At 39.7% G+C, this 21,905-nt stretch carries 19 protein-coding genes; all 19 read right to left on the bottom strand.

Annotated features, from left to right (window positions below; genetic code table 11):
* Positions 1-838: [FeFe] hydrogenase H-cluster radical SAM maturase HydG (gene hydG / locus ACO6HM_RS07815; protein WP_485390518.1), on the bottom strand; the 838-nt coding region annotated here is incomplete at its 3' end.
* Positions 839-862: 24 nt separating this feature from the next.
* On the bottom strand, positions 863-1,927 hold the full coding sequence (gene hydE / locus ACO6HM_RS07810) for a [FeFe] hydrogenase H-cluster radical SAM maturase HydE (RefSeq protein WP_485377267.1): 1,065 nt from the start codon (positions 1,925-1,927) through the stop codon (positions 863-865).
* The gene (locus ACO6HM_RS07805; RefSeq protein ID WP_208428067.1) at positions 1,917-2,177 is read right to left on the bottom strand and encodes a TM1266 family iron-only hydrogenase system putative regulator; all 261 of its coding nucleotides are present in this window, start codon (positions 2,175-2,177) and stop codon (positions 1,917-1,919) included. Before ACO6HM_RS07805 ends, hydE begins: the two co-directional genes overlap by 11 nt.
* A 101-nt stretch (positions 2,178-2,278) precedes the next feature.
* Complete coding sequence (gene recN / locus ACO6HM_RS07800) at positions 2,279-3,964, bottom strand: DNA repair protein RecN (RefSeq protein ID WP_485390517.1); 1,686 nt, start codon at positions 3,962-3,964, stop codon at positions 2,279-2,281.
* A 9-nt stretch (positions 3,965-3,973) separates the two neighbouring features.
* Positions 3,974-7,912 (bottom strand): Ig-like domain-containing protein, encoded by a 3,939-nt coding sequence (locus tag ACO6HM_RS07795; RefSeq protein ID WP_485390516.1) that lies wholly within the window; start codon positions 7,910-7,912, stop codon positions 3,974-3,976.
* 119 nt (positions 7,913-8,031) lie between these two features.
* Positions 8,032-8,760, bottom strand: a complete 729-nt coding sequence (locus ACO6HM_RS07790) for a YebC/PmpR family DNA-binding transcriptional regulator (RefSeq protein WP_485390515.1) — start codon at positions 8,758-8,760, stop codon at positions 8,032-8,034.
* Positions 8,761-8,883: 123 nt separating this feature from the next.
* Entirely contained in the window at positions 8,884-10,242 is a 1,359-nt protein-coding gene (locus ACO6HM_RS07785; protein ID WP_485390514.1) for an FAD-dependent oxidoreductase, read from the bottom strand.
* A 72-nt stretch (positions 10,243-10,314) separates the two neighbouring features.
* Positions 10,315-10,758: an arginine repressor gene (argR, locus tag ACO6HM_RS07780; protein ID WP_485390513.1), complete on the bottom strand. Its 444-nt coding sequence runs from the start codon at positions 10,756-10,758 to the stop codon at positions 10,315-10,317.
* Between the two features lie 40 nt (positions 10,759-10,798).
* Entirely contained in the window at positions 10,799-11,659 is an 861-nt protein-coding gene (locus tag ACO6HM_RS07775) for an NAD(+)/NADH kinase (protein ID WP_485390512.1), read from the bottom strand.
* Positions 11,659-12,486, bottom strand: coding sequence for a TlyA family RNA methyltransferase (locus tag ACO6HM_RS07770; RefSeq protein WP_485390511.1), 828 nt, complete (start codon positions 12,484-12,486; stop codon positions 11,659-11,661). The genes ACO6HM_RS07775 and ACO6HM_RS07770 overlap by 1 nt, the downstream gene beginning before the upstream one ends.
* Positions 12,487-12,492: 6 nt before the next feature.
* A complete protein-coding gene (gene dxs / locus ACO6HM_RS07765; RefSeq protein WP_485390510.1) occupies positions 12,493-14,382 on the bottom strand; it encodes a 1-deoxy-D-xylulose-5-phosphate synthase in 1,890 nt (629 codons plus the stop codon).
* 18 nt (positions 14,383-14,400) lie between these two features.
* The gene (locus ACO6HM_RS07760) at positions 14,401-15,324 is read right to left on the bottom strand and encodes a polyprenyl synthetase family protein (protein ID WP_485380119.1); all 924 of its coding nucleotides are present in this window, start codon (positions 15,322-15,324) and stop codon (positions 14,401-14,403) included.
* Positions 15,317-15,526, bottom strand: coding sequence for an exodeoxyribonuclease VII small subunit (xseB, locus tag ACO6HM_RS07755; protein ID WP_485377255.1), 210 nt, complete (start codon positions 15,524-15,526; stop codon positions 15,317-15,319). Before xseB ends, ACO6HM_RS07760 begins: the two co-directional genes overlap by 8 nt.
* Positions 15,519-16,799 (bottom strand): exodeoxyribonuclease VII large subunit, encoded by a 1,281-nt coding sequence (gene xseA, locus ACO6HM_RS07750; protein WP_485390509.1) that lies wholly within the window; start codon positions 16,797-16,799, stop codon positions 15,519-15,521. Before xseA ends, xseB begins: the two co-directional genes overlap by 8 nt.
* 1 nt (position 16,800) lies before the next feature.
* A complete protein-coding gene (gene nusB, locus ACO6HM_RS07745) occupies positions 16,801-17,220 on the bottom strand; it encodes a transcription antitermination factor NusB (protein ID WP_485377253.1) in 420 nt (139 codons plus the stop codon).
* A 107-nt stretch (positions 17,221-17,327) separates the two neighbouring features.
* The gene (locus ACO6HM_RS07740; RefSeq protein WP_485377252.1) at positions 17,328-17,669 is read right to left on the bottom strand and encodes an Asp23/Gls24 family envelope stress response protein; all 342 of its coding nucleotides are present in this window, start codon (positions 17,667-17,669) and stop codon (positions 17,328-17,330) included.
* Positions 17,670-17,799: 130 nt separating this feature from the next.
* Positions 17,800-18,225, bottom strand: coding sequence for a GtrA family protein (locus ACO6HM_RS07735; RefSeq protein WP_485390508.1), 426 nt, complete (start codon positions 18,223-18,225; stop codon positions 17,800-17,802).
* Positions 18,222-19,163, bottom strand: coding sequence for a glycosyltransferase family 2 protein (locus tag ACO6HM_RS07730; protein WP_485377250.1), 942 nt, complete (start codon positions 19,161-19,163; stop codon positions 18,222-18,224). Before ACO6HM_RS07730 ends, ACO6HM_RS07735 begins: the two co-directional genes overlap by 4 nt.
* Positions 19,132-21,873 (bottom strand): YfhO family protein, encoded by a 2,742-nt coding sequence (locus ACO6HM_RS07725; RefSeq protein ID WP_485390507.1) that lies wholly within the window; start codon positions 21,871-21,873, stop codon positions 19,132-19,134. The genes ACO6HM_RS07730 and ACO6HM_RS07725 overlap by 32 nt, the downstream gene beginning before the upstream one ends.
* Positions 21,874-21,905 lie beyond the last annotated feature (32 nt).

Below are 21,905 nucleotides of genomic sequence, written 5' to 3'. Positions count from 1 at the left end.
CAACCCCGTGAACCGCCTCAAGATGCTCAGCATGCATAAGAAGGCCTGCAAACTCATACTTATATCCCTCAAGCCCAAAGAGCACTCCAAGTCCTACATCATCAATACCACCCTCCATAGCCCTGTCCATAGCCTCTGTATGATAGCAGTAGTCATGCTTTGGTCCTGTTGGATGTAGCTCCTCGTAGCTTTTCTTGTTGTAGGTTTCCTGAAACAGTATGTAGGTTCCTATGCCTGCATCTGCAAGCTTTTTGTAGTTTTCTACAGTTGTAGCGGCAATATTTACATTAACCCTTCTTATTGCACCGTTCTTGTGATTCACACTGTAAATGGTCTTGATGCAGTCAAGAATATATTCGATAGGGTTATTAAATGGATCTTCTCCCGCTTCTATCGCAAGTCTCTTATGTCCCATATCCTGAAGGGCAATTACCTGTTCTTTAACCTCTTCTTTAGTCAGCTTCTTTCTTGCTATTGTTTTATTCTTGGCATGATAAGGACAGTACACACAGCCATTTATACAATAGTTTGATAAATATAAAGGTGCAAACATAACTATTCTATTGCCATAGAAAGCAAGTTTGATTTCCTCTGCAATTTTATTGATTTCTTCATTTATTTCAGGGATATCACAGGCAAGAAGTACAGATGCCTCCCTGTGGGAGAGACCATTACAGACATAGCCCTTATCTTTCTTTACGGGCTTAGCCTTCTCTAAGATTGTTCGAATAAGTTCCAGATTGTTTTTGTTTTCCTCTGCATAAGCAAGAGTTTCAAGTATTTCTTCGTTATTGATAAATTCTTCAGCTTTAAGCGATTTTACATCATATTTGTACATATAATTCCCCTTTCTTAAGGTCAGTTAATCTTCCCTTTTAGATGTACTAATGTCGCCTCTCTCGTTTACTATTTCAAAGCCGATAGCAGACATTCTCTTTTTCAACTCTCTAAGCCCCTCTGCAGCCTCACTTCCTGTACATAGCTTCTTGTCATAGAGGGCATATTTCCCTCTAACTTCTGACGGAGAAAGATTAGGCATAATGACATTTGCCCCGGCAAGTATCCCTTTTTCTCTTCCATAGCTATCAATAGTTCCGAGAGCTGTGGTCGAAGGCAAGAGAACAGGAGGGTGTATCAGTCTTATTATGGATAGCAGATAACAGGTAAAATCTGCACTTCCGTTTTGCATATCCTTAAAAGGAGTATCCTTTTGCGAAATAAATGGCCCAATTCCACACATTTCAGGTCTTAACTCCTCTATGAACTTTAAGTCTTTTGCGATAGTTTTTGCAGTCTGATACGGTGAGCCTACCATGAAGCCACAGCCCACATAAAAGCCTGCTTCCCTAAGACTTTTAATGCAGTCCATTCTGTGAGATAAGGTAAGTTCAGGCGGATGAAGCTTTGAATAATGTAAAGAATCTGCAGTTTCGTGACGAAGCAGATATCTGTCAGCCCCTGCTGCCTTTAACTTCAGGTAGCTTTCTCTGCTTCTCTCTCCCAAGGATAGTGTGAGAGCGACTTCAGGATATCTTCTCTTAACCTCAGTGATTACCTCTACCAGAAATTCATCGCTAAAGGCCGCATCCTCTCCACCCTGCATGACAATGGTACGAAAGCCAAGTCCATAGCCTGCATCCACACATTCAAGGATTTCATCCGCTGTAAGCCTGTATCTGTCAACCTCTCTGTTGCTCCTTCTTATACCGCAGTAGTAACAGTCATTCTTACAAATATTACTTACCTCTATCAAACCTCTTATAAAAATCTTGTTGCCATAATGAGCTCTTCGCTCCTTATCCGCATATTTCCTGAGTATTTCAGCGTTTTCTTCATTAAAGTTTTCTACAAGTGTCTCATATTCTGAAACGCTTAAACTATGTTTCTCCCCTAACCTCTCTATTAACTCTCTAGCATCATTCATCATTAGAAATCACGCCTGAAAAAGAAGTCTTAACATTAACCCCCTCAAGCTTTCCTATCTTCCCCGCTAATTCTGATGTAGTATCCTGAGGTGCATCCATGGCAATGCTGATAATATTAATCTCACGCCTCTTGTAAGGTATACCCATTCTTCCGATAATGAACTCACCATACTCGTGTAAAAGAGCATTCAGCTTCTCAACAGAATCCCTCTCATCCACAATAATGCTTAAAAGTGCCACTCTCTTTTCCATACTTAAACTCCTCCTTAAATAAAAAAGAACAAACCTTATAATAATTATACAAAGTTTGTTCCCGAATTTCAACAATATTAGCCAAAACTAACAAAGTTCTCTTACCCCTGCTTAAGCCCTATTTTAGTATCAGTTGCAAGTTTTTTCATTTCTCTCGCAGAATTTATCACATTTTCTGTAACTGCAACTCCACCTAATATCCTTGCAAGTTCACTAACCTCTTCAGCCTCATCAAGCCTCCTGATATCTGTAGCGGTATGATTATCATCAGCTTTTTTCTCAATGAGATAATGATTATCTGCCATAGCCGCTATCTGTGCAAGATGGGTAATGGCTATAATCTGCCTCTTGGCTGAAAGAAGAGCCATCTTCTCAGCTACCATCTGAGCCGTTCTGCCACTTATACCTGTATCCACCTCATCAAAAATCATAGTAGGTATCTCATCTGTATCCGCCATAACCGACTTGAGAGCAAGCATTATTCTTGAAAGCTCACCGCCAGAGGCAACTTCAGATATCGACCTCATAGGCTCACCCGGATTAGTAGATATCTTAAATATAATCTCGTCATTTCCCTTGGAAGTAAAATCTTTGGACCCTGCAAATTCCACATCGAACTCTACCTGAAGGAAGTTGAGGTCTATAAGGGACTGCTTCACAAGCTTTGAAAGCTTAAGCGCACCCCTCTTTCGCACCTTTGTAAGCTCATAACACTCAGATAGAATCACCTTCTTTAGCTTTTCTACTTCCATAGAAAGTTTTTCTTTATACTCTGAGGCATGCTCAAGCTTTTCTATCTGCGCAAGAGAAGCATCAAGGAAGTCAATTGTAGTCTCATAAGAGTCTCCATGCTTAGCATATATCCCTCTTATCTTGTCAAGTCTTGCCTCAGACTGCATAAAATCTGCTTCATCAAATACATTGTCATCAGCATAATCAGAGAGTGAGCGCTCAAAGTCATTTAAGAGGCTTTCTATTTCTGATATCTGATTCAACAATTCTACAGAAGTCTCATCCACATCAGACAGCCTTGACATAGCCCTTACTATACTTCCAATGCTGTCATCAGCCCCACCATTATCTGAAAGGTTCTTCCTTGCCTCTTCTATAAGACTTACTATCTTGCTTGAAGAAGAGTACTTACGAACCTTTTTGTCAAGCTCCTCTTCCTCATCTTTTGCTAACTTCGCTGACTCTATCTCTTTGCATTCGTATTTAAGAAAATCAAGTTCCCTTGATATGGAAGCTTCATCAGCACTATATTCAAGAAGCTCATTTTCCTTATTTCTATACTCAGTTACAAGATCTTTCAGCCTTTTTTTATAAGGCTTAACTTCATCTTTGAGATATTTGTCAAGCAGTTCTAGATGATTCTTAGAAAGCTGCAAGGTCTGATTTTCTGTCTGCCCATGGATATCAAGGAGGAGGGCTGCTGCCTCTTTTACCTTCGAGAGGGTAACTGTCTCCCCATTGATTTTGCTTACACTTCTCTCCCCCGTAAACTTCCTGGTGATTACCACCAGTCCGTCTTCCGGTATGATATCAAGCCTCCTTAGCTTATCCCCAACATCATTATTTACGGAAAATATGAGCTCTACAAAGCCTGACTCCTTGCCTGCCCTAACCAGATTCTTACCTGCTTTGGCACCCAGCGCCAGGTTGATAGAGCCTATTACTACTGATTTTCCCGCACCTGTCTCTCCTGTAAGGATGTTTAGTCCCCCACCAAAAGAGACTTCAGCCTCATCTATGATTACCAGATTTTTAACATGAAGTCCCTCCAGCATATATCCCCCTTATTTTATGTTCTTTACTACTAATCTACAACGAAGTACTGCACCGTTCACCCTCGCAAGTATGTAGGTTGTTCCGGCTTTTTTGGCAGTAACAACACCGCCTGCTACTGTTGCTATATCAGGATTCTCTGAATCCCAAGATACATTCTTTACATCTCCAAGCACCGATAATGAATAGGTGTCGTACTGTTCAAGGTCAAGTCTGTAGAAGTTAAGACCTACAACAGTCACAGAAACCTGAGCTGTTCTTCCACTTGTTGTTGATGCAGTGATTATAGCTGTTCCAGGTGCAACTGCGGTTATGAGGCCCTTTTTATTCACCTTCGCTACAGCCTTATTGTTTGTAGCCCACTTAACCTTATCATCTGTTCCACTTGGGCTGATTGAATAAACTGTACTCTGCTTGTCGCCCACACCCATTGTGAGTGTTGTATTGGACAAAGTAAGCCCTGTAGCAGGCACATACTCTCTTACCTGTACCACTACCACCTGTTTCTTCTTGCTGTTATCCTTTGCGGCAACAGTTATCTTCGCCTTTCCTGCGGCAAGAGCTGTCACCCTTCCCTTGGAGTCCACCATGGCAACGTCAGTATTGTCAGATATGTACTTAGCTGTCTTGTAGGTAGCATTCTTAGGTGTTATTTTAACTTTGATAGTCTTTCTTCTTCCTACTATCATAGAAAGGAAGGACGGATTGGCGCTTATGGAGCCTACTTCTCTTACTACCCTTATTCTTGCGCTGGCTTCAGCACCACTTCCATCAGTAGCCTTTACTTTAATTGTAGCATATCCCGGCTTTTTACCATATATCATACCTGACTTATTGACAGATACCACGCTGCTCTTACTGCTTGTCCATTTTAACTTTTTATTCGTAGCAGAATTGGTCTTTAGCTTTGCCTTAAGCAAAAAGCTCTTGTGATAGCCCAGATTATAGGCTGTTTTATTAAGTGTAATCTGAGATACAGGCTCTTGTACAGTAACCACGCAGTTAGCCTGCATACCGTTCTCATCAGCTGTTACGGTAATGATGGCAACTCCGCCCTTCTTACCTTTAACAACACCGTTTTTATCTACACTTGCTACTGATGACTTGGATGATTTCCACTTTACTTTTTGATTGGTAACATCCTCAGAGTCAAAGGTCACTTCAAGTTCAAGCTCATCTCCCACAGCAAGGTCATATTCTGTATAATTAAGCTCAATGCTGCCAACAGGCTGATTGACCTTAACCGTACATACTGCAGTGAGTCCGTTGCTACTCTTTGCTGTAATTATTGTGTCTCCTGCTGATACCGCAGTTACCTTACCCTTGGCATCTACCTTTGCTACAGACTTATCTGCCACAGACCAAAGCACCTTGGTCTCTGTAGTTGTCTTTGGATTAAATGTAGCTTCAAGTGTATAGCTCTCACCCACATCAAGGATAAGCGAAGCCGCTGAGAGCTTCATTCCGGTAGCCTGCTGTGTCACCTTGACAGTCAGGGTAACACTTACCTTTCCATCCGGAGTAGAAACTATAACATAAGCCACACCCGCCTGCTTCGCAGTAATAAGTCCTGTCTTGCTTACATCTGCAATCTTGGGATCCATTGACTTATATTCAAGGTTCTGGTTAGATGCATCACTTGGAGTAAGTGTTGAAGATACCTTATATGTCTCTCCTACTGCAAGAGAAATCTCATTTTTCTCAAGCTTGATTCCCTCTACTGATTTGATTATGGTCAAATCACAGGTTGACATAACCTGTGGGTTAGTATCTGATGAAGCTATAATGCTTACATGTCCTGCTGACTTAAAGGTAACAAGACCTGTGGCATCTACCGTTGCTACCTTTTCATTGCTTGACTTCCAATTGATCTTCGCACTTGTAGCCTCCTTTGGAGTGACTGTAGCTGACAGCTGGAAAGTCTTATCACTGAGCGGCTTTTCTGCTACGCTCTGTGAAAGTATGATACCTGTAACTGCTGTATTGACAACAACTTTTGCAGAACCAAGTACCACATTGTCCTTATTAAGTGCCATAATGATGGCTATACCCGGAGATACACCGGTTACGGAAGCTACAGCAGAATGATTATTTTCATCATCTATCTTTACTATCTCAGGGTTAGAGCTTCTCCAGTACAAATAAGTTCCTGCTGAAGTCTTAGGTGTAATATCCGCCCTGATTGAAGCTATTTTATCTACTTCCAAAACTGTCTCTTCAGGTGTAAGAGTAATCTTGGTCACAGCTGCAGTTACGATTATCTTACAGGAGACTCTCTTGGTTATTCCTCCAACTGTGTGTTCGACTGTAACTGTAGTCTCGCCTGCTGCCACACCCTTTACTACTGCGCTCACTCCATCACCTGCCACTGTAGCAATGCTTGTATTTTCAGATGTCCACTGCCAAGAATCGGATGTAGACACATCTGTCGCCACTGCATTTAGGTCGACAGAGCCACCCACAGGAATAGTGAGGTTGCTTGCACTAAGTGCAATGGTATCAATTACTACAACAGTTACCACAAAGCTGCTGCTTCCGTTGCTTACTGTAACAGTACCTCTTCCTGTCTTAAGGGCTGTAATGACAGATGTGGAGTTGTTTACCTTTACCGCACCACTTCCATCTGCTACAAAGGTAAATTCCTTTATACTTCCGATATTTGAATTGTTGTATATATCATAGGTATCTCCCACATTCATATATACAGTTGCATTGGAGGTCATAAGAGGCACAACTACCTTAAATGAAACCTTTGCATAGTTAAGGTTTTTATAGTCATTTTTAACATTCTTAAGCCTTGCCGTTACCTCGTAAGTACCCGCTCTCTTGCCCTCTATCAGGAAGTTGGCAGCAGAATCATTAGTCTTTGTTCTCGTATTGGTAAATGAGAGGATGTCCTTTACAACTTTTCCGTCTTTCTTTACTTCCCACTCTATGTCGTTTGGATCCATTACATTGGTGTAAATGGCCTTCTTGCCACCTTCTAAGGTAATTACATCGTTACTGCCAATTGGATTAAAGTTTGTATACACTCCTCCTGTCGCATTTTCAAGCGAAAGCTTAAAAGGAACTATAACTCTTGTAGAAGTTTCCTTAACCTTACCTGTAGGATCTTCTCCTGCTGCTACAGCCACCTCTGCAACGCCTGCGCCAACCGCTTTTACTACACCGTTACTCTGGTCTATTTCAAGCACAGAATTGTCGTTATTCTTTCCATTTACAGATACTGACCAATTGAGTATTGAGCCTCTGTAATCAAGATAGCCATCGGCAGTAGAGGTCTTATAGCCTTTTAACTTTATCTGATAACTGTCATTTACCACAGGTATTACAAGGGTACCGGGTCCTTTATCTGTAGAGAATACAGTCTCGTATTTTGGCTTATTTGCATCTGTAGTAGTATTGGTCTTGTCTATCTCAAGGTCTACCTTGACAAAGAAGCTGAAGTTGTAGTTAGTTCCTGCAATCTGAACACTACCTGATATCTGCTTACTTCCTGCTCCTCTTTTAGTAAACTTGATACCTGTGCTGTCTCCATTTGCCGCAGTAGTTACCTCAGCCTTAACCACATTTTCAGAGGTATCATTAAGAATTATCTTAGCACCGCTCACAGCCTGTGAGGTCTTCGGCGGTGTCTTTAATATACTTGTAAGCACCAAGGTGTTAGTATCCTGAATAAGTGTATAAGGCTCCCTTGAGCCACCGTTTGCAAGATTTACTTCAAAGTCACCCTCTTTAAGCAAGTAATCCCTGTCATCAGCTGCAAGTACGCTGTTTATACTATTGCCTGCTATTCTCTGAATATTTGACAAAGTTTTAACAAATCCCGGAATTAAGCCCTCACCTGCATTTTCAGGCAGTGGTGCGAGGTTTAGCACCATAAGCAGGGCTAAGAACAAGGCTGTCTTACCTTTTGATTTTTTAAATAGTTTCACGCGATTATCCTTCATGGATTTCCTCCTCTAATTAGCACTAAACAATATTTCAATGCTATCCCAATCCTTTGGCAGTTATGTGTCACTTTTAAAAAACCATATCACTTACTTGCGCAAACGATATGGTTGTATACTTATTCATCCCAGTTGTGAAATACATTCTGCACATCATCTTCTACATCTAATAAATCGAAGATTTTGTTGATTTTCTTAATATCTTCTTCATCAGAAAGTGTAACATAATTCTGAGGAATCATCTTTATTTCTGCCTCAGCCATTGGTACACCTAGCTTTTCAAGCTTTTCTCTGACCTCTGAAAATGCTTCAGGTGCAGTTAATATTTCAAAGCTGTCATCATTGTCAATGAAGTCCTCAGCCCCTGCATCTATTACTGTCATCATAAATTCATCAGGGTCAGCATCATATTCCTCTTTATCTATAAGAATCTGTCCCTTTTCATCAAACATATAAGACACACAGCCCGGAGTTCCTACATTGCCGCCACCTTTTGTAAAGGCATTTCTTACATTGGCTGCTGTACGGTTCTTGTTGTCTGTAAGAGTTTCAACTATAATGGCTGTCCCGCTTGGACCGTATCCCTCATACACAGCACGCTCATAGTTTACTGAATTTGCATCTCCTGCTGCCTTCTTAATGCCTCTGTCAATTGTGTCATTTGGCATGTTGTTAGCCTTGGCTTTGGCAATTACATCACGAAGCCTTGAATTGTTGGCAGGATCTGCGCCTCCCTCCTTTACAGCTACTGCAATTTCTCTTCCAATAATGGTAAATATCTTACCCTTTGCTGCATCGTTCTTTTCTTTTTTGTGTTTGATATTGGCAAATTTTGAATGTCCTGACATCTTATTATCCTCATTTCATATATTATTCGGGCATCTAATCCTTTGCAAACAGGCTCACAGAGGACATCCCATATTAAAAACATGCATTTTATTCTATCACTAATGGCTTTCTCTGTAAAGTTATTACAGATTAAGCAAATCGTTAAAAGACTCTGCCATAGTAGGATGTGTGTAAATCTGATCCCTTAGACTCTCATAGCTTATTCCCTCGTTCATAGCCAAGGTAAACAAGTTGATAATCTCATGTGCCTCTACTCCAAAAAGATTTGCTCCAAGTATCTTTCCTGTCTTTTCATCTATGAGTACCTTGAAAAGTCCTGTCTGATTGCCTAAAATCTTTGCCTTAGGAATCGCCATTACAGGGAGTTTGGCAAGCTTATAGGATGCTCCTGCTGCCTTAGCTTCCATCTCATTCATACCTACCTTAGCAAGGGATGGCACCACAAATACATTGAAAGGAATATGTTTTCTTTCTTTCAGGTTGTACTTTCCATCGTTAAATAGCACACTCTTTATGATTCTAAAGTCATCAAGTGAGAGGTAGGTAAACTGCAGTCCTCCGTGTACATCACCCAGAGCGTAAATGTTTGGCACATTGGTTTCAAGCCTGTCATTTACAGGGATTTCTCCCCTCTCGCCTACCTTTACTCCTGCTTTATCAAGGGATAATTCTTGGGTATCAGGTCTCCTTCCTGTAGCCACAAGGACAGCGGAGAACTTTTTCACTTCCTCCTTACCCTCTGCATTTTCAAAGTAAACATTTACTCCGTCCGAGACTTCTTCAAATCTAGTTACCTTGGTGCCGAGTAAAAATGCAGCACCCTGAGCCTTAAGCTCATCCATCACAAGGCCTGCGATATCTTCATCATCCCTTGGAAGAAACTTTGGATTATCACCAAATACTGTAACCTTGCTTCCAAAGAGCGAGTAGGTGCTGGTAAATTCAAGTCCAATATAGCCGCTTCCTATGATTGCAAGGCTTTCCGGGAAGACTTCTAAGTCCATAATGGTTTCACTGGTATGGATGCGTTCAGATAAGTTAAGTCCCTCTATCTTAGGCACTACAGGTACCAGTCCTGTATTTATAAATATTCTCTCAGCCTGAATCTCCAAGTTTCCCTCTGATGATTTTACTTCCACGGTATTAGCATTAACAAAGGATGCAGTTCCATCAATTACCTTTACATTGGGAACTCCCGCTACCTTATCGTAGTTCGCCTTATTAAGCTTTGATATAAGATCTTTCTTAGCCTCTACAGCCTGCTTGTAGTAGGTCTCGTTATCAAGAGATGACACCTTTCTAAGCGTAGCCTTATTGGATAAAAACTTAGATGGTATACAGCCTACATTTATGCAGGTACCTCCATACATTTTCTTATCTTTTTCAACTAAAATCACGCTTTCTCCCTTGCTTCCCAAGAAGCCCGCAAGTGTCTTTCCTGCTTTACCAAAACCGATGATTAAATTCTTAACTGTTTCCATAATTTTACCTCTTTTCTATGTGGTTAACTTTACGAAGGTTGATAACACAAATTCTCACTTACAAAATCAGCTTTATCTGGTAAGTTTCTTTAACTCATTTATTACATCTGTGGTAGAACTGTTCTCAGAAACTGCTATGAAAATGGTATCATCTCCTGCTATACAGCCTATAATCTCATTTATTTCAAGTGCGTCTATAGCAGTAGCCACCGCCATAGCCATACCGACTACAGTCCTAAGCACTATGAGATTGCCTGAGGAAAACATTGATACAAAGCCATCCCTTAGTACTCTTACATATTTTTCACTTACACCTTCGTCATTTTGGATGACTGCATATTTCTGCCTGTTCCCTGCATTTACCTTGGTTAAATTCAACTCTCTGATATCCCTTGAGATAGTTGCCTGAGTCACATCAAATCCGCTTTTCTTAAGCAAATCCAACAACTCCTCCTGTGTACCTATCTCTCTGGTTTTGACAAAATCAATTATTGCATTATGCCTCTTTGTTTTCATAACTCCCTCACTCATTTAAGATAATAATACTAAACTTAATTTAGCTTAAGAACTTCTTTCTGTAGCTTTCAAAAAAATTGAAATCATTTATCCTAAGGAATGGCACCGTAAGTTCTGACTTCATTACCTGAACCTTGTCACCAGGCATAAGCCTTATCCCCTTGTTGCCATCAAAGCTCACTATGGCCTCATCAGGCTCACTCCTCTTATTCCATTCAACATCTATGTCAATCTTTGATGCAGAAGAAGTAATCACCCCTCTGGAGTTTAAGCTGTGTGGGCAGATAGGATGGATGCCAAAGACCTCTGCATCAGGAAGTATGATAGTCCCCCCTGCGGAAAGATTATAACCTGTAGAGCCTGTAGGAGTAGTTACTATGATGCCGTCTCCGTGAAGTGAGCTCACCTGATTGCCATCTATATAAACAGATGTGGATATGGCTCGTACGAGATTGCCCCTTGCCACCACTATATCATTAAGTGCATTGGCTTCATAGACTTCCTTACCGTCTTTAATCACTCTTCCCTTTAGCATAAATCTCTTTTCAAGCTTATACTTACCTGTTATTACCGCATCGATAGCCTTGTAAATATGCGAAAGTTCCACTTCAGCAAGAAAGCCCACCGTACCAAGGTTTACTCCCAGTATAGGTACCCCCGTCTCCGCAAGCTCTCTGGCGGCCTGAATGATGGTTCCGTCCCCGCCAAGAACCATAACACAGTCTGCATCCTTAGGAAGGTCAGTTATATCAGTAAAGTTCTCCATAAGCTCAGCACTTCCGCTCTTTACCTTCAGCCTATGAAAACTTCCTCCCTTTTCCTCAATATAGGCGCATACCTTATCTATGTCAACCTCGGCTGCCCTTGTTGAATGATTAACTATAATTCCTATCTTTATCATTATTCCTCCCCCTTATTCAGGGTATTTTCAGCTTCTTCAACTACTTTCTTTACTTCATTCAAAATATCTGATACACAGCCATCTTCCTGCATTTCTCCCCTTTTTTCTATGCATAAAAGATATTCAATATTCCCCTCAGGCCCCTTAACAGGGGAAAATGTAAGCCCCTTGATGATGAAATTAAGCTCCCCTGCAAATCTAATTACCTTCTCGATTACTTCTTCGTGCACCCTGAAGTCTCTTACTACGCCCTTCTTGCCAACTTTTTCTCTTCCTGCTTCAAACTGAGGCTTTATAAGGCAGACCATTTTTGCCCCTGGTTTAAGGAGGTTAACGGCAGCAGGAAGAACCTTGGTAAGAGAGATAAAAGACACGTCCACAGAGGCAAAGTCAGCTTTATCCGGTAAATCATCCTCCGTGACATAGCGTATATTAGTCTTTTCCATAGAGACTACCCTAGGGTCTTCTCTTAGTTTCCAGGCAAGCTGGTTGGTGCCAACATCGATTGCATACACCTTTGTGGCACCGTTTTGGAGCATACAGTCAGTAAAGCCTCCTGTAGATGAGCCGATGTCTATACACACCTTGCCCTCAAGTACGGGCTTATACACCTCTATAGCCTTTTCAAGCTTTAAGCCTCCCCTGCTCACGTATTTTAAGGTCTTACCCTTTACTTCTATCTCTACTTCCCTGTCAAACTTACTCCCAGCCTTATCTTCTCTCTGACCGTTAACAAAGACCTCTCCCGCCATAATGACGGCCTTTGCCTTTTCTCTGGACTCAAAGAATCCTCTTTCGGTAAGAAGTACATCCAGTCTTTCTTTCATTATCAACTACCTTCTAAATAGCTCATCATCTAACTTAGTAAGAGCCTCTTCTTTTATTTTTTCTGCGATAACCTCGGCATTAAGTCCATATCTATCCCATAACTCATCTACACTTCCCTGTTCTATGAAGCTATCCGGCAAGGTTACGGGTATGAAATGATAGGCTAGTCCAAGCCCCGCCGACTCTGCCATAAGCCTCTCAGTATAGCTCCCTGTTCTTACACTTTCCTCAACCACAGCTACAACCCAATGGTCGTCTTTAAGTTCTTTAAGGAGGCTGCCGTCAGCCCTGTCAAGGAAGCGGACATTTACCACCGTAGGAAGAATCTTATTTTCTTTAAGGATTTTGCTTATATCCAGGGCTAGCTTAACTGTCTTTCCTGTAGCAAAGATAGCAACATTCTTACCCTTTTCAATGACCACATTTTCATAGGCTTTTATAGTCTTAAATTCTATGTCTGTAAACTCATCTGCCATCCCTCTCGGGAAACGGACAGCCACAGGTTTATTAAGGCTATAAGCATAGATTAACATCTCCTTTAGTTCTCTCCCGTCTTTTGGACTTAGAACGGTAAGATTCGGGATTGAAGAGAGATAGCTTGTGTCAAAGATGCCCTGATGGGTTTCTCCGTCACTGCCTACAAGCCCTGCCCTATCAACTGCAAATACTACAGGCAGTTCCTGAAGACAGACATCATGTATAATCTGGTCATAGGCTCTTTGTAAAAATGTGGAGTAGATAGCCACCACAGGCTTTAGCCCGGAAGCCGCCATTCCTGCTGCAAAGGTAACGGCATGTTCCTCTGCTATGCCTACATCAAAAAATCTGTTAGGGTACACCTGCTTAAAGTTGTAAAGTCCTGTACCAAAAGGCATTGCGGCTGTTATCGTAACAAGCTTATCATCCTTTGCAGCAAGCTCTAGGACAGTGTCTGAAAATATGGATGTATAACTCCTTCCTGTCTTTACACTGAGGCTCTCTCCTGTCTTTATGTCAAAGGGATCCACTCCGTGGAACTTAGCAGGATGTTCTTCAGCCTTTTTATAGCCTAAGCCCTTTCTGGTGATGACATGTACAATGACGGCACCCTCGACTCTCCCTGCATTTTCAAGGGCAGCCTCAAGTTCCTTCATATTGTGCCCGTTTACAGGTCCAAGGTAGGTAAGTCCCATGTCTTCAAAAAACATCCCCGGCACGAACATACGCTTAATTACATCCTTTGAGACCTTAAGCTTCTCAAAGAGCCTGTTGCCAATGTTTGAACCCGTTAAGGTCTCTTTTACACCGCTTTTTAGCTTGAGGTATTTTCTGTTTGTCCTTATTCCATCAAGGTATCTGGCTACTCCACCCACATTCTTTGATATGGAGCATTCATTGTCATTAAGTATAATTATAAGATTGGACTTAAGTGTGCCTGCATTGTTAAGCGCCTCAAGTGCCATACCGCCTGTCATGGCGCCGTCACCAATAACTGCAACCACCTTTTCATCCCTGCCTAAAAGGTCTCTTGAGGCCGCAAAGCCCAGGGCCGCAGAGATAGAGGTTGAAGCGTGTCCTGCTCCAAAGGCATCGCAGTCACTCTCGTTTCTTTTGGGAAAGCCTGAAAGTCCGTCAATCTTCCTAAGCCTGTTAAGCCCCTCTTTTCTTCCTGTAAGAATCTTGTGGACATATGACTGATGCCCCACATCCCAGATTAATTTGTCTTTTGGAAAATCAAGATAGCGGTGCAAAGCCATGGTAAGCTCCACTATACCGAGGTTTGAGGCAAGATGCCCTCCATTTGTGGAGACGGTCTTAATAAGGTATCTCCTTATTTCCCTGCCAAGTTCATAAAGTTTATCCTCAGGTATATTTTTTATATCGTTAGGCTCATTTATATTGTCAAGTAAAGGCATAACTCTACCCCCATTTGTCTAACTCTCTCTGCTTTTTAAATACTCCAAAAATTCAAGTATAAAGCCGTCATAACTACAGTTTTTGTGACAGATGTTTTCTAAGTTTTTGTAAATACTTTTATTATTAGCTTCCATTATCTCCAAAGCCCTAGCTTCACCTAAGAGCTTTAGATATGTGAACTTGTTGTTTCTTTCGTCGCTGTGAAGAGGCTTGCCAAGCTTTGCCTCATCTCCCTTTATATCTAAGAGGTCATCCTGAAGCTGGAATACAAGACCAAGTGAAGTTCCGGTTCTCTCCATGGAAGCTATCTCTTCCTCACTTCCTCCTGCGAGGATGGCTCCTATCACAAAGGCTGCCTTTATAAGTCCTCCTGTTTTGAGGTCATACATGGCTTGGAAGAAGTCCTCATTCTTTTCTTTCTTGCCCTCTTCTGAAAGCATATCAAGAATCTGTCCTCCTATCATACCATCTGCGCCAGAGTAAGAAAACATAGAAGACAGAGCCTCTCCCACTCTTTTATATTCCTCAAGGTTTTCACAATGGTCAAAGGCTTTGCAAGCGGTTTCAGCCGCCAGATTCAACAGCCCGTCCCCCGCAAGTATGGCTACTGCCTCTCCGTAAACCTTATGATTGGTAGGCTTCCCTCTTCTCATATTGTCATTGTCCATAGCAGGCAGGTCATCATGAATCAAAGAGTAAGTATGTATCATCTCAAGAGCTGCCGCAAAGGGGCGTACCAGTTCTTCCTTACTTCCGTTAAAAAGCCTGTAGGTCTCAAGCATTAAAAGAGGTCTAAGCCTTTTACCTCCCGCAAGGAGGCTGTAATTCATAGCTTCTTCAATAAGTTTATCCTGAAGTTTAAGCTTGGGGGAATATTCTTCTATAACCTTCTCAACCTCTGCGATTCTTGTATTAAGCCTATCTCTAAATCCGCTATTCATTGACACTTCCCTGCTCTTCTAAGATAACTATCTGTTTCTCTACATCTGCAAGCTGCTTCTTGCACTTTTCAACCAATTCCACTCCCTCTTTATAAAGCTTAAATGATTCTTCAAGCTTTATAGAGGAATCGCTCATGAGGTTATTTATCTCGCTAAGCCTTGTCATATTTTCTTCAATAGTTTTATTCTTTTTCTCAGCCATTTTTCTTATTTATCTCCTCTACCTTAGCCTTTACAGAGCCGTCTGCTAGCACAAGATTAAGCCTCTCTCCCTGCTTTACGCTCTTTATGCTTCGGATATTCTCTCCTGCTTCATTCTCAACATAAGAATATCCTCCCATAAGCCTCTTCATAGGAGATTTTCCTTCTATCTCTGTAGTAATTGTAATAAACTTCTTATTTAATGCCTCATAAGATGCCCTCATAAGACGGTCAAGCTGCTGTTTGCTGCCTATTATCAATCTATCATAATTATCAAGCTTAGCACTTAGTAGGCGGTTATAATTTAGCGAATAATTCTCTATCTGTCTGCCCACCTCTTTTATCTTCATCTGAGGGCTCTGTCTTCTTATGGCATATTCAAACTTGTCAATAGAAGACTTCATCCTGTCTATTCTTAGCTGCAGCTTATTTGTTATACTGTCCTTAAAGGCATCAAGTTCAGCAAATGCCAGTGTAAGGCTCGGTACTGCGTTCATGGCCGCTGCCGTAGGAGTAGCCACGCTTAGGTCGGATACCTCATCAACCAGCGTCCTGTCAGTCTGGTGTCCCACCGCCGATATCACAGGTATTCTACAGTTGTAGATAGTTCTTGCCAGTTTTTCATCATTGAAGCACCATAGGTCTTCAATGGAGCCACCTCCCCTGCCTATGATAATGGTATCTACGCCTTCTTCTTCAAAGCGTTTAATTCCCTTTATAAGGGTAGCTGCAGCATCTGCTCCCTGAACTATTGCGGGATAGAGTATGAGCTGAACATAGGCATTGGCTTCCCTTGCCGTTCTCTTTATATCCTCAATGACAGCACCTGTTCTTGAGGTTATTATGCCTATTTTCTTAGGATACTTAGGAATAGGCTTCTTATGTGATTCATCAAAGAGTCCCTCTGCTCTTAGTTTAAGTTTTAGTTTTTCAAGCTCTTCAAAGAGCCTTCCTACTCCATCTTTTTCTATTTTATCGGCATAAAGCCTGTAATCTCCCCATCTTTCATAGACTCCTATATTGCCTGTGACTACAATGTGCTGTCCTGTTTCAAGCTTAAAATTAAGTCCCACACTTCTCTTTGAAGACCACATGGCACAGCTCATAATGGCTGCATCGTCTTTAATGGTGAAATATATATGTCCCTTTTTGTCTTCTTTGCAATCAGAGACCTCACCGCTTATCCTGACATTTCTAAGGGCAAAATCTCCCTCAAGCTTGCTTTTAATATATCTGGTGATTTCCAGTACCGAAAATACTCTTCTTTCAGCCATATTATTTTTCTTCCCCGGACTTATCCTCCGTCATAAATTTAGCAAGCACTCCGTTTATAAATGCAGGAGATTCGTCACCACCATAGATTTTAGCCAATTCAACCGCCTCATTTACCGATACCTTGTCAGGGATTTCTGAGTCAAACTTTATCTCATATACAGCCACACGAAGCAGCATAAGGTCAGTCTTTGAAAGTCTGTTTATTCTCCATTTTTTGCTGGCTCCGTCTATAAAACTGTCTATCTCAGCTTTTTTCTCCTCTACGGCTAAAACCCTCTTCCACAGACTCTCTCTTTCTTCTTCTTTTATTTCCGCATAGTCAGCATAAGCCTCAAACTGTTCTTTCCATTCGTCTTCCGGATAAAACTCAAAGACAAAGGTAAGTTTGGCTGTGTGTTCTCTAAATTCTCTTCTTGTCATATAAAACCTTTCATTATTTCAATGCACAAGAATCTCCTTCAAGAAAACACGCTTAAAGGAGATTCTTAATAATCGGCTGAGTAAGAGTGGTCACTTACAAATGCAGGTTATACTGCATCCGGTGCAACCACAACCTTTACATTAACTTCTTTACAGGTTAAGCCTATCATATTCGAAAGTGCTGTAATTACCTTTTCCTGTATCTGTCTGGTAACTTTTGGTATGCTGTAGCCGTATTTAATATCAACTGACATATCTACATAAACAAAGGCTCCAACTACCTGAACTTTTACCTTCTTATATGCATTTTTGGACTTAAAATTCTCTGAAGGCTTGCCTGCAACAGCCTTTACTCCGTCTACTTCAAGAGCTGCAAGCCCTGCAATCGCAGAAACCACCTCATCTGCTATGTAAATCTCACCAATATTTTTAATTTCCTTTGTATTCATACTAACCTCCTTAAGTAACGGCTTATCTTTCTCTGGCGACAGATTTTGTCCGTAACTCCATAGTTTTTTCTCTCCATATTATAACCATTTATGAATATTTTTGCAATGTATTAGACAAAAATCGCTAAAATCACTCAGTCTTTTTTTCACTTTTAAAAGCAAAGAACCTCTGTCCTAAGTAATTAAAGCCTGTAAAAAATACCATCCCTGTAAGCATTGCTATATTAGTCTGGAATTTTTCACCCTGCCCTGAAAGAATTAAGACCACAACAGGCTTAGCTATTCCATAAGCAAGGGCATAACAGATAGCAATATTTATAGCAAACTTAACTACCTGTAAAAGTGATTTCTCTTTATTCTTAAAAGTAAAATATTTATTTAGGTAATAACTTAAAATACTAACCAAAATATAATTGCTAGCTGTTGATATCCAATAATCTACTCCCAGCAAATTATACAATCCAAACATTATTGCTGTTCCTATCACAGTATTGATAACTCCGACAATGATGAACCTTATCATACTCCCATCAAACAAAGATAATATTTTTTTCATAGCTTGATATCCTTTATATTGCTGTCTGAACAAATAAAAATAGGTCTTTTCTTTACTTCTAAATAAACCTTTGAAAGGTAAATTCCGAGGATGCCTATACAAATCAACTGAACTCCTCCTACTAGCAGGATAATAGACATCATGGAAGGCCAACCCGCTACAGGATCCCCAAAAATAGCAGCCCTTATCACAACAAAGACCAATCCGATAAAAGAAAAGAAGGCAAATATAATCCCAAAAAACACCGAAATGCTGAGGGGAAGGGTTGAAAAGGCAACTATTCCTTCTATGCTGTAAAGAAGAAGTTTCCAAAAGCTCCACTTAGTCTCCCCCGCGGCTCTTTCCACATTTTCATAAGCTATCCACTTGGTCTTAAAGCCTACCCAGCCGAAAAGTCCTTTCGAAAATCTGCTATATTCACTCATTCTAAGTAGAGAATCTACAAAGTTTCTACTCATTAACCTATAATCTCTTGCTCCGTCCACAATATCTGTTTTTGATATTTTATTCATTATTTTGTAAAATTTCTTTGCAAAAAAAGAACGTATAGGCGGCTCACCTTTTCTCGTAATTCTTCTCGTTGCGACCGAATCATACCCTTCTTCTGTCGCAATCCTTAACATATCTATCAAGGTTTTAGGAGGATCCTGTAAATCTGCATCCATTAGTACAACATAATCACCATTTGAATTTTTAAGTCCTGCGTACATAGCGGATTCTTTACCAAAGTTTCTTGAGAATGATATAAACTTGACTCTATTGTCTTTAGAGGCAAATTCTTTCAAAATACCAAGGGTACCATCCTTTGATCCATCATTTACAAAAATAAGTTCAAAGTCATAGTCTGTTAGTAATTCCGTAACTTTGTTCATTTCCTCATAATAAAGTCTGATTACAGCCTCTTCGTTATAACAAGGCACTACTACTGATACCAACATTCTTCCTTTTCCTCCAATCTAATACAAGCATCACTCCAAGGATAATAAATGATGCTACTGAAAGCATAATTGAGATTGTAAGCCCTGGTGTACGATATTTCAGCTCAATGTTAAAGTCTCCTCTTCCAAGAGAGAGGCAGCTAAACATATAGTTTCCCCTAAGTATTGGCACTTCCTTTCCATTTACATAGGCTTTCCAACCCTTTTCATATGGAATGCTCATAGTCAATATTTTAGGCTTATCCAAGCTAATCTCTCCGGAAATTTCATCTATTCCAAACCTTACATTTTGTAGGTGGTTTTCCTTTAACTTGTTTATTTTAGCTGGAATTCCCTCCATCGAAACTGAGAAAACTCTCATATCTGCAAGTGGATATTTTATTTTTTTCTGAAAATATAATTTCCCCCATTTTTTCTTCTTACCTGCATTCCCTAAGTTAAATAAAAAATTGTTTCTCCCGAAATAAGATGTATGTCTCTTACTTCTTACAATATCCTTTTTATTTAATTCATATGAACGAATGCCAATTTTAGAAGTAGAAAAACGCTCATTCAAAAAGAGCGATTCCAAATAAAGGTAAGTTTCTTTCTTCTTATCATCATCAAACAAAACCTTTAAGTATTTGCCGGATGAATTTAACTTTTTATTCTCTTTCCCATCTTCACTTTTATTATCATAAGAAAAATCTATATATTTATTAGGTTTATACCTAACTCTGTTTCCAACTTCCACCTTATAAGGAATTTCGCTGTAATATTTTTTAGGTACGCCTTGCTCTATATCAGGAATTTTCTCCTCCAGATAAACCATATCAAGCATATTTGCCTCTTTATCCAAAGAAAAAGCATCCTTAATTTCATCATAAGTTGTGTACTTGTCATAGGTATAGCCAAATGGTAGAAAATACTTATTCTCATATATCTTATACTGTCCATTTGGCGCTTTTAAGGTATAACCATAAGGAACCTCTCCTTTGTATTTCTCTTTAGCAAGAAAGTACTTGTTAGAAACCAAATTACTTGCAACAGCTCTGCCATCCATACCCGCAAAAAAGATTTTGTTCCTATGGTCAGCAATCTCTAGTTCATCAAATAATTCTCCTATATGCGGATTGATAATGCTAAAATATAGGTAGCTGTTCGGAAATCCCGCTATCATCCCAAGATTCTGTGTAAAGCTGCTTCCATCTGTTCTAAAATACTCTTCCTTAGAAACATACTCTGAGTTTTTAAAAAATACTTCCTGACTATTTTCATATCTTGAGAAATTATCATACTTTCTATACTTTTCAATAAAACCTGTGTCATAATAAGTCATAATTCCAACAACACAGGCATTTGCAGGTATCAGCAGAACAACAATCATTAAACTTCCCATTTTACTGATGAATGAGAGTTTTTTCTCAATATAATCATTCAAAAAATATACCAGGAAAAACGCAATATCTACTAGGATTAAACCAATCAATTGATATTTATCGCCACCTATAATATAAAAAACAAAGCATAGAACATTTAAAATGCCAAGAATTTTGATAATAAAAGCCTTATGCTTTCTTTCCATCAATTCTTCCATTGTATCTACAAACAAATATGAAAGAAGCAGCCCTGTACCAAACATCCAGCGGTTTGTAGCATAAGAAAAACCATTCATTATCCTGCCTGCAAATGGCATCCCAAGACAAATTATAGACAAACCCGTCAAAAACAGAAGGGGTTTTCTACTTTTTTGATACTTAAAAAATGCAATAATTAAAGTAAAAAATACCGGTGGTGATATAGTAAGGCCAAAATTTTGAGCTTTTGCATAAAAAAGTGACAGCATAAATTTTAAGTATTTTAAATCAAAAAAGCCATAATAATCTTCTATATTTCCCGCTCGATTACTATCTAAAAAGGCCATGATATGCGGCAATAATACTATAGCTACAAGGGAAATTCCCAATATGTACATTGCAAATACCCTTAAAAAGCTCCATACATACTCTTTTATTTTTTGTTCAGAGCATTTATATAGTTCCATAAACCTTACATTCGCATATAAAAACAGCATTATAGTCATCATATAAAGGAAATAGAAACCACTTAACGCAGATAAAGAAATGCCAAATATAAATATATAAGGTTTCTTTTTACGCAGTATAAGGTCAAGTCCAACCACTAAAACAGGAAGATAAATCATGGGATTTAAGAAAAAAGGGTGCTTAATTCCCCAAAAAAACACATAAGATGTACTAATATATACCAAAGCACCGATTATAGAATATAACCTTCTTTTACCGAAATAACGGCACATAAAAATAAAGCAAAGTCCCGAAAGATAGACTCTTAATGCAACTAAAAAGCTATATAAATAATCTGTGTACTTGAAAGGTACAAGTATGGATAGCTGGTTTATGGGATCAAAAAAGCCATAATAAGTTAGAGTTGTAAAAATATTCCCACCAAAGCCCAAATTAAAATCATAGCTTGGAAAGCTGCCTGATGCAATAGCTTCAGTATAGTATTTTCTAATGTACATAAGGGTTTTTAAATGTTGGGTATAGCCATCTGACTCCCATACAAAACTCCGCCCTTCTAAAATGAAAGTTATAAACATAAAACTAAAAACAATCAAGAATAACAATGTATAAGCTATAATATAAAGATGGTTTTTAGTTTCAATTTTGTTAAAAGCAGCATTAAGTTTATTCTTATCACCTTCACCCATCAGAATCTCCTGTTTTAGTCACATTTATCAGT

Source organism: Catonella sp. (genome assembly GCF_057250765.1).
This window is presented reverse-complemented; position numbering and strand designations above follow the sequence as displayed.

Coding starts and splice junctions, on each gene's coding strand:
- ACO6HM_RS07795 (WP_485390516.1), bottom strand. CDS start 7,912: ATGAAGGATAATCGCGTGAAACTATTTAAAAAATCAAAAGGTAAGACA.
- hydE (WP_485377267.1), bottom strand. CDS start 1,927: ATGATGAATGATGCTAGAGAGTTAATAGAGAGGTTAGGGGAGAAACAT.
- dxs (WP_485390510.1), bottom strand. CDS start 14,382: ATGCCTTTACTTGACAATATAAATGAGCCTAACGATATAAAAAATATA.
- ACO6HM_RS07730 (WP_485377250.1), bottom strand. CDS start 19,163: ATGTTGGTATCAGTAGTAGTGCCTTGTTATAACGAAGAGGCTGTAATC.
- ACO6HM_RS07785 (WP_485390514.1), bottom strand. CDS start 10,242: ATGGAAACAGTTAAGAATTTAATCATCGGTTTTGGTAAAGCAGGAAAG.
- ACO6HM_RS07775 (WP_485390512.1), bottom strand. CDS start 11,659: ATGATAAAGATAGGAATTATAGTTAATCATTCAACAAGGGCAGCCGAG.
- xseA (WP_485390509.1), bottom strand. CDS start 16,799: ATGGCTGAAAGAAGAGTATTTTCGGTACTGGAAATCACCAGATATATT.
- xseB (WP_485377255.1), bottom strand. CDS start 15,526: ATGGCTGAGAAAAAGAATAAAACTATTGAAGAAAATATGACAAGGCTT.
- ACO6HM_RS07725 (WP_485390507.1), bottom strand. CDS start 21,873: ATGGGTGAAGGTGATAAGAATAAACTTAATGCTGCTTTTAACAAAATT.
- ACO6HM_RS07735 (WP_485390508.1), bottom strand. CDS start 18,225: ATGAAAAAAATATTATCTTTGTTTGATGGGAGTATGATAAGGTTCATC.
- ACO6HM_RS07770 (WP_485390511.1), bottom strand. CDS start 12,486: ATGAAAGAAAGACTGGATGTACTTCTTACCGAAAGAGGATTCTTTGAG.
- nusB (WP_485377253.1), bottom strand. CDS start 17,220: ATGACAAGAAGAGAATTTAGAGAACACACAGCCAAACTTACCTTTGTC.
- recN (WP_485390517.1), bottom strand. CDS start 3,964: ATGCTGGAGGGACTTCATGTTAAAAATCTGGTAATCATAGATGAGGCT.
- ACO6HM_RS07740 (WP_485377252.1), bottom strand. CDS start 17,669: ATGAATACAAAGGAAATTAAAAATATTGGTGAGATTTACATAGCAGAT.
- argR (WP_485390513.1), bottom strand. CDS start 10,758: ATGAAAACAAAGAGGCATAATGCAATAATTGATTTTGTCAAAACCAGA.
- ACO6HM_RS07760 (WP_485380119.1), bottom strand. CDS start 15,324: ATGAATAGCGGATTTAGAGATAGGCTTAATACAAGAATCGCAGAGGTT.
- ACO6HM_RS07790 (WP_485390515.1), bottom strand. CDS start 8,760: ATGTCAGGACATTCAAAATTTGCCAATATCAAACACAAAAAAGAAAAG.
- ACO6HM_RS07805 (WP_208428067.1), bottom strand. CDS start 2,177: ATGGAAAAGAGAGTGGCACTTTTAAGCATTATTGTGGATGAGAGGGAT.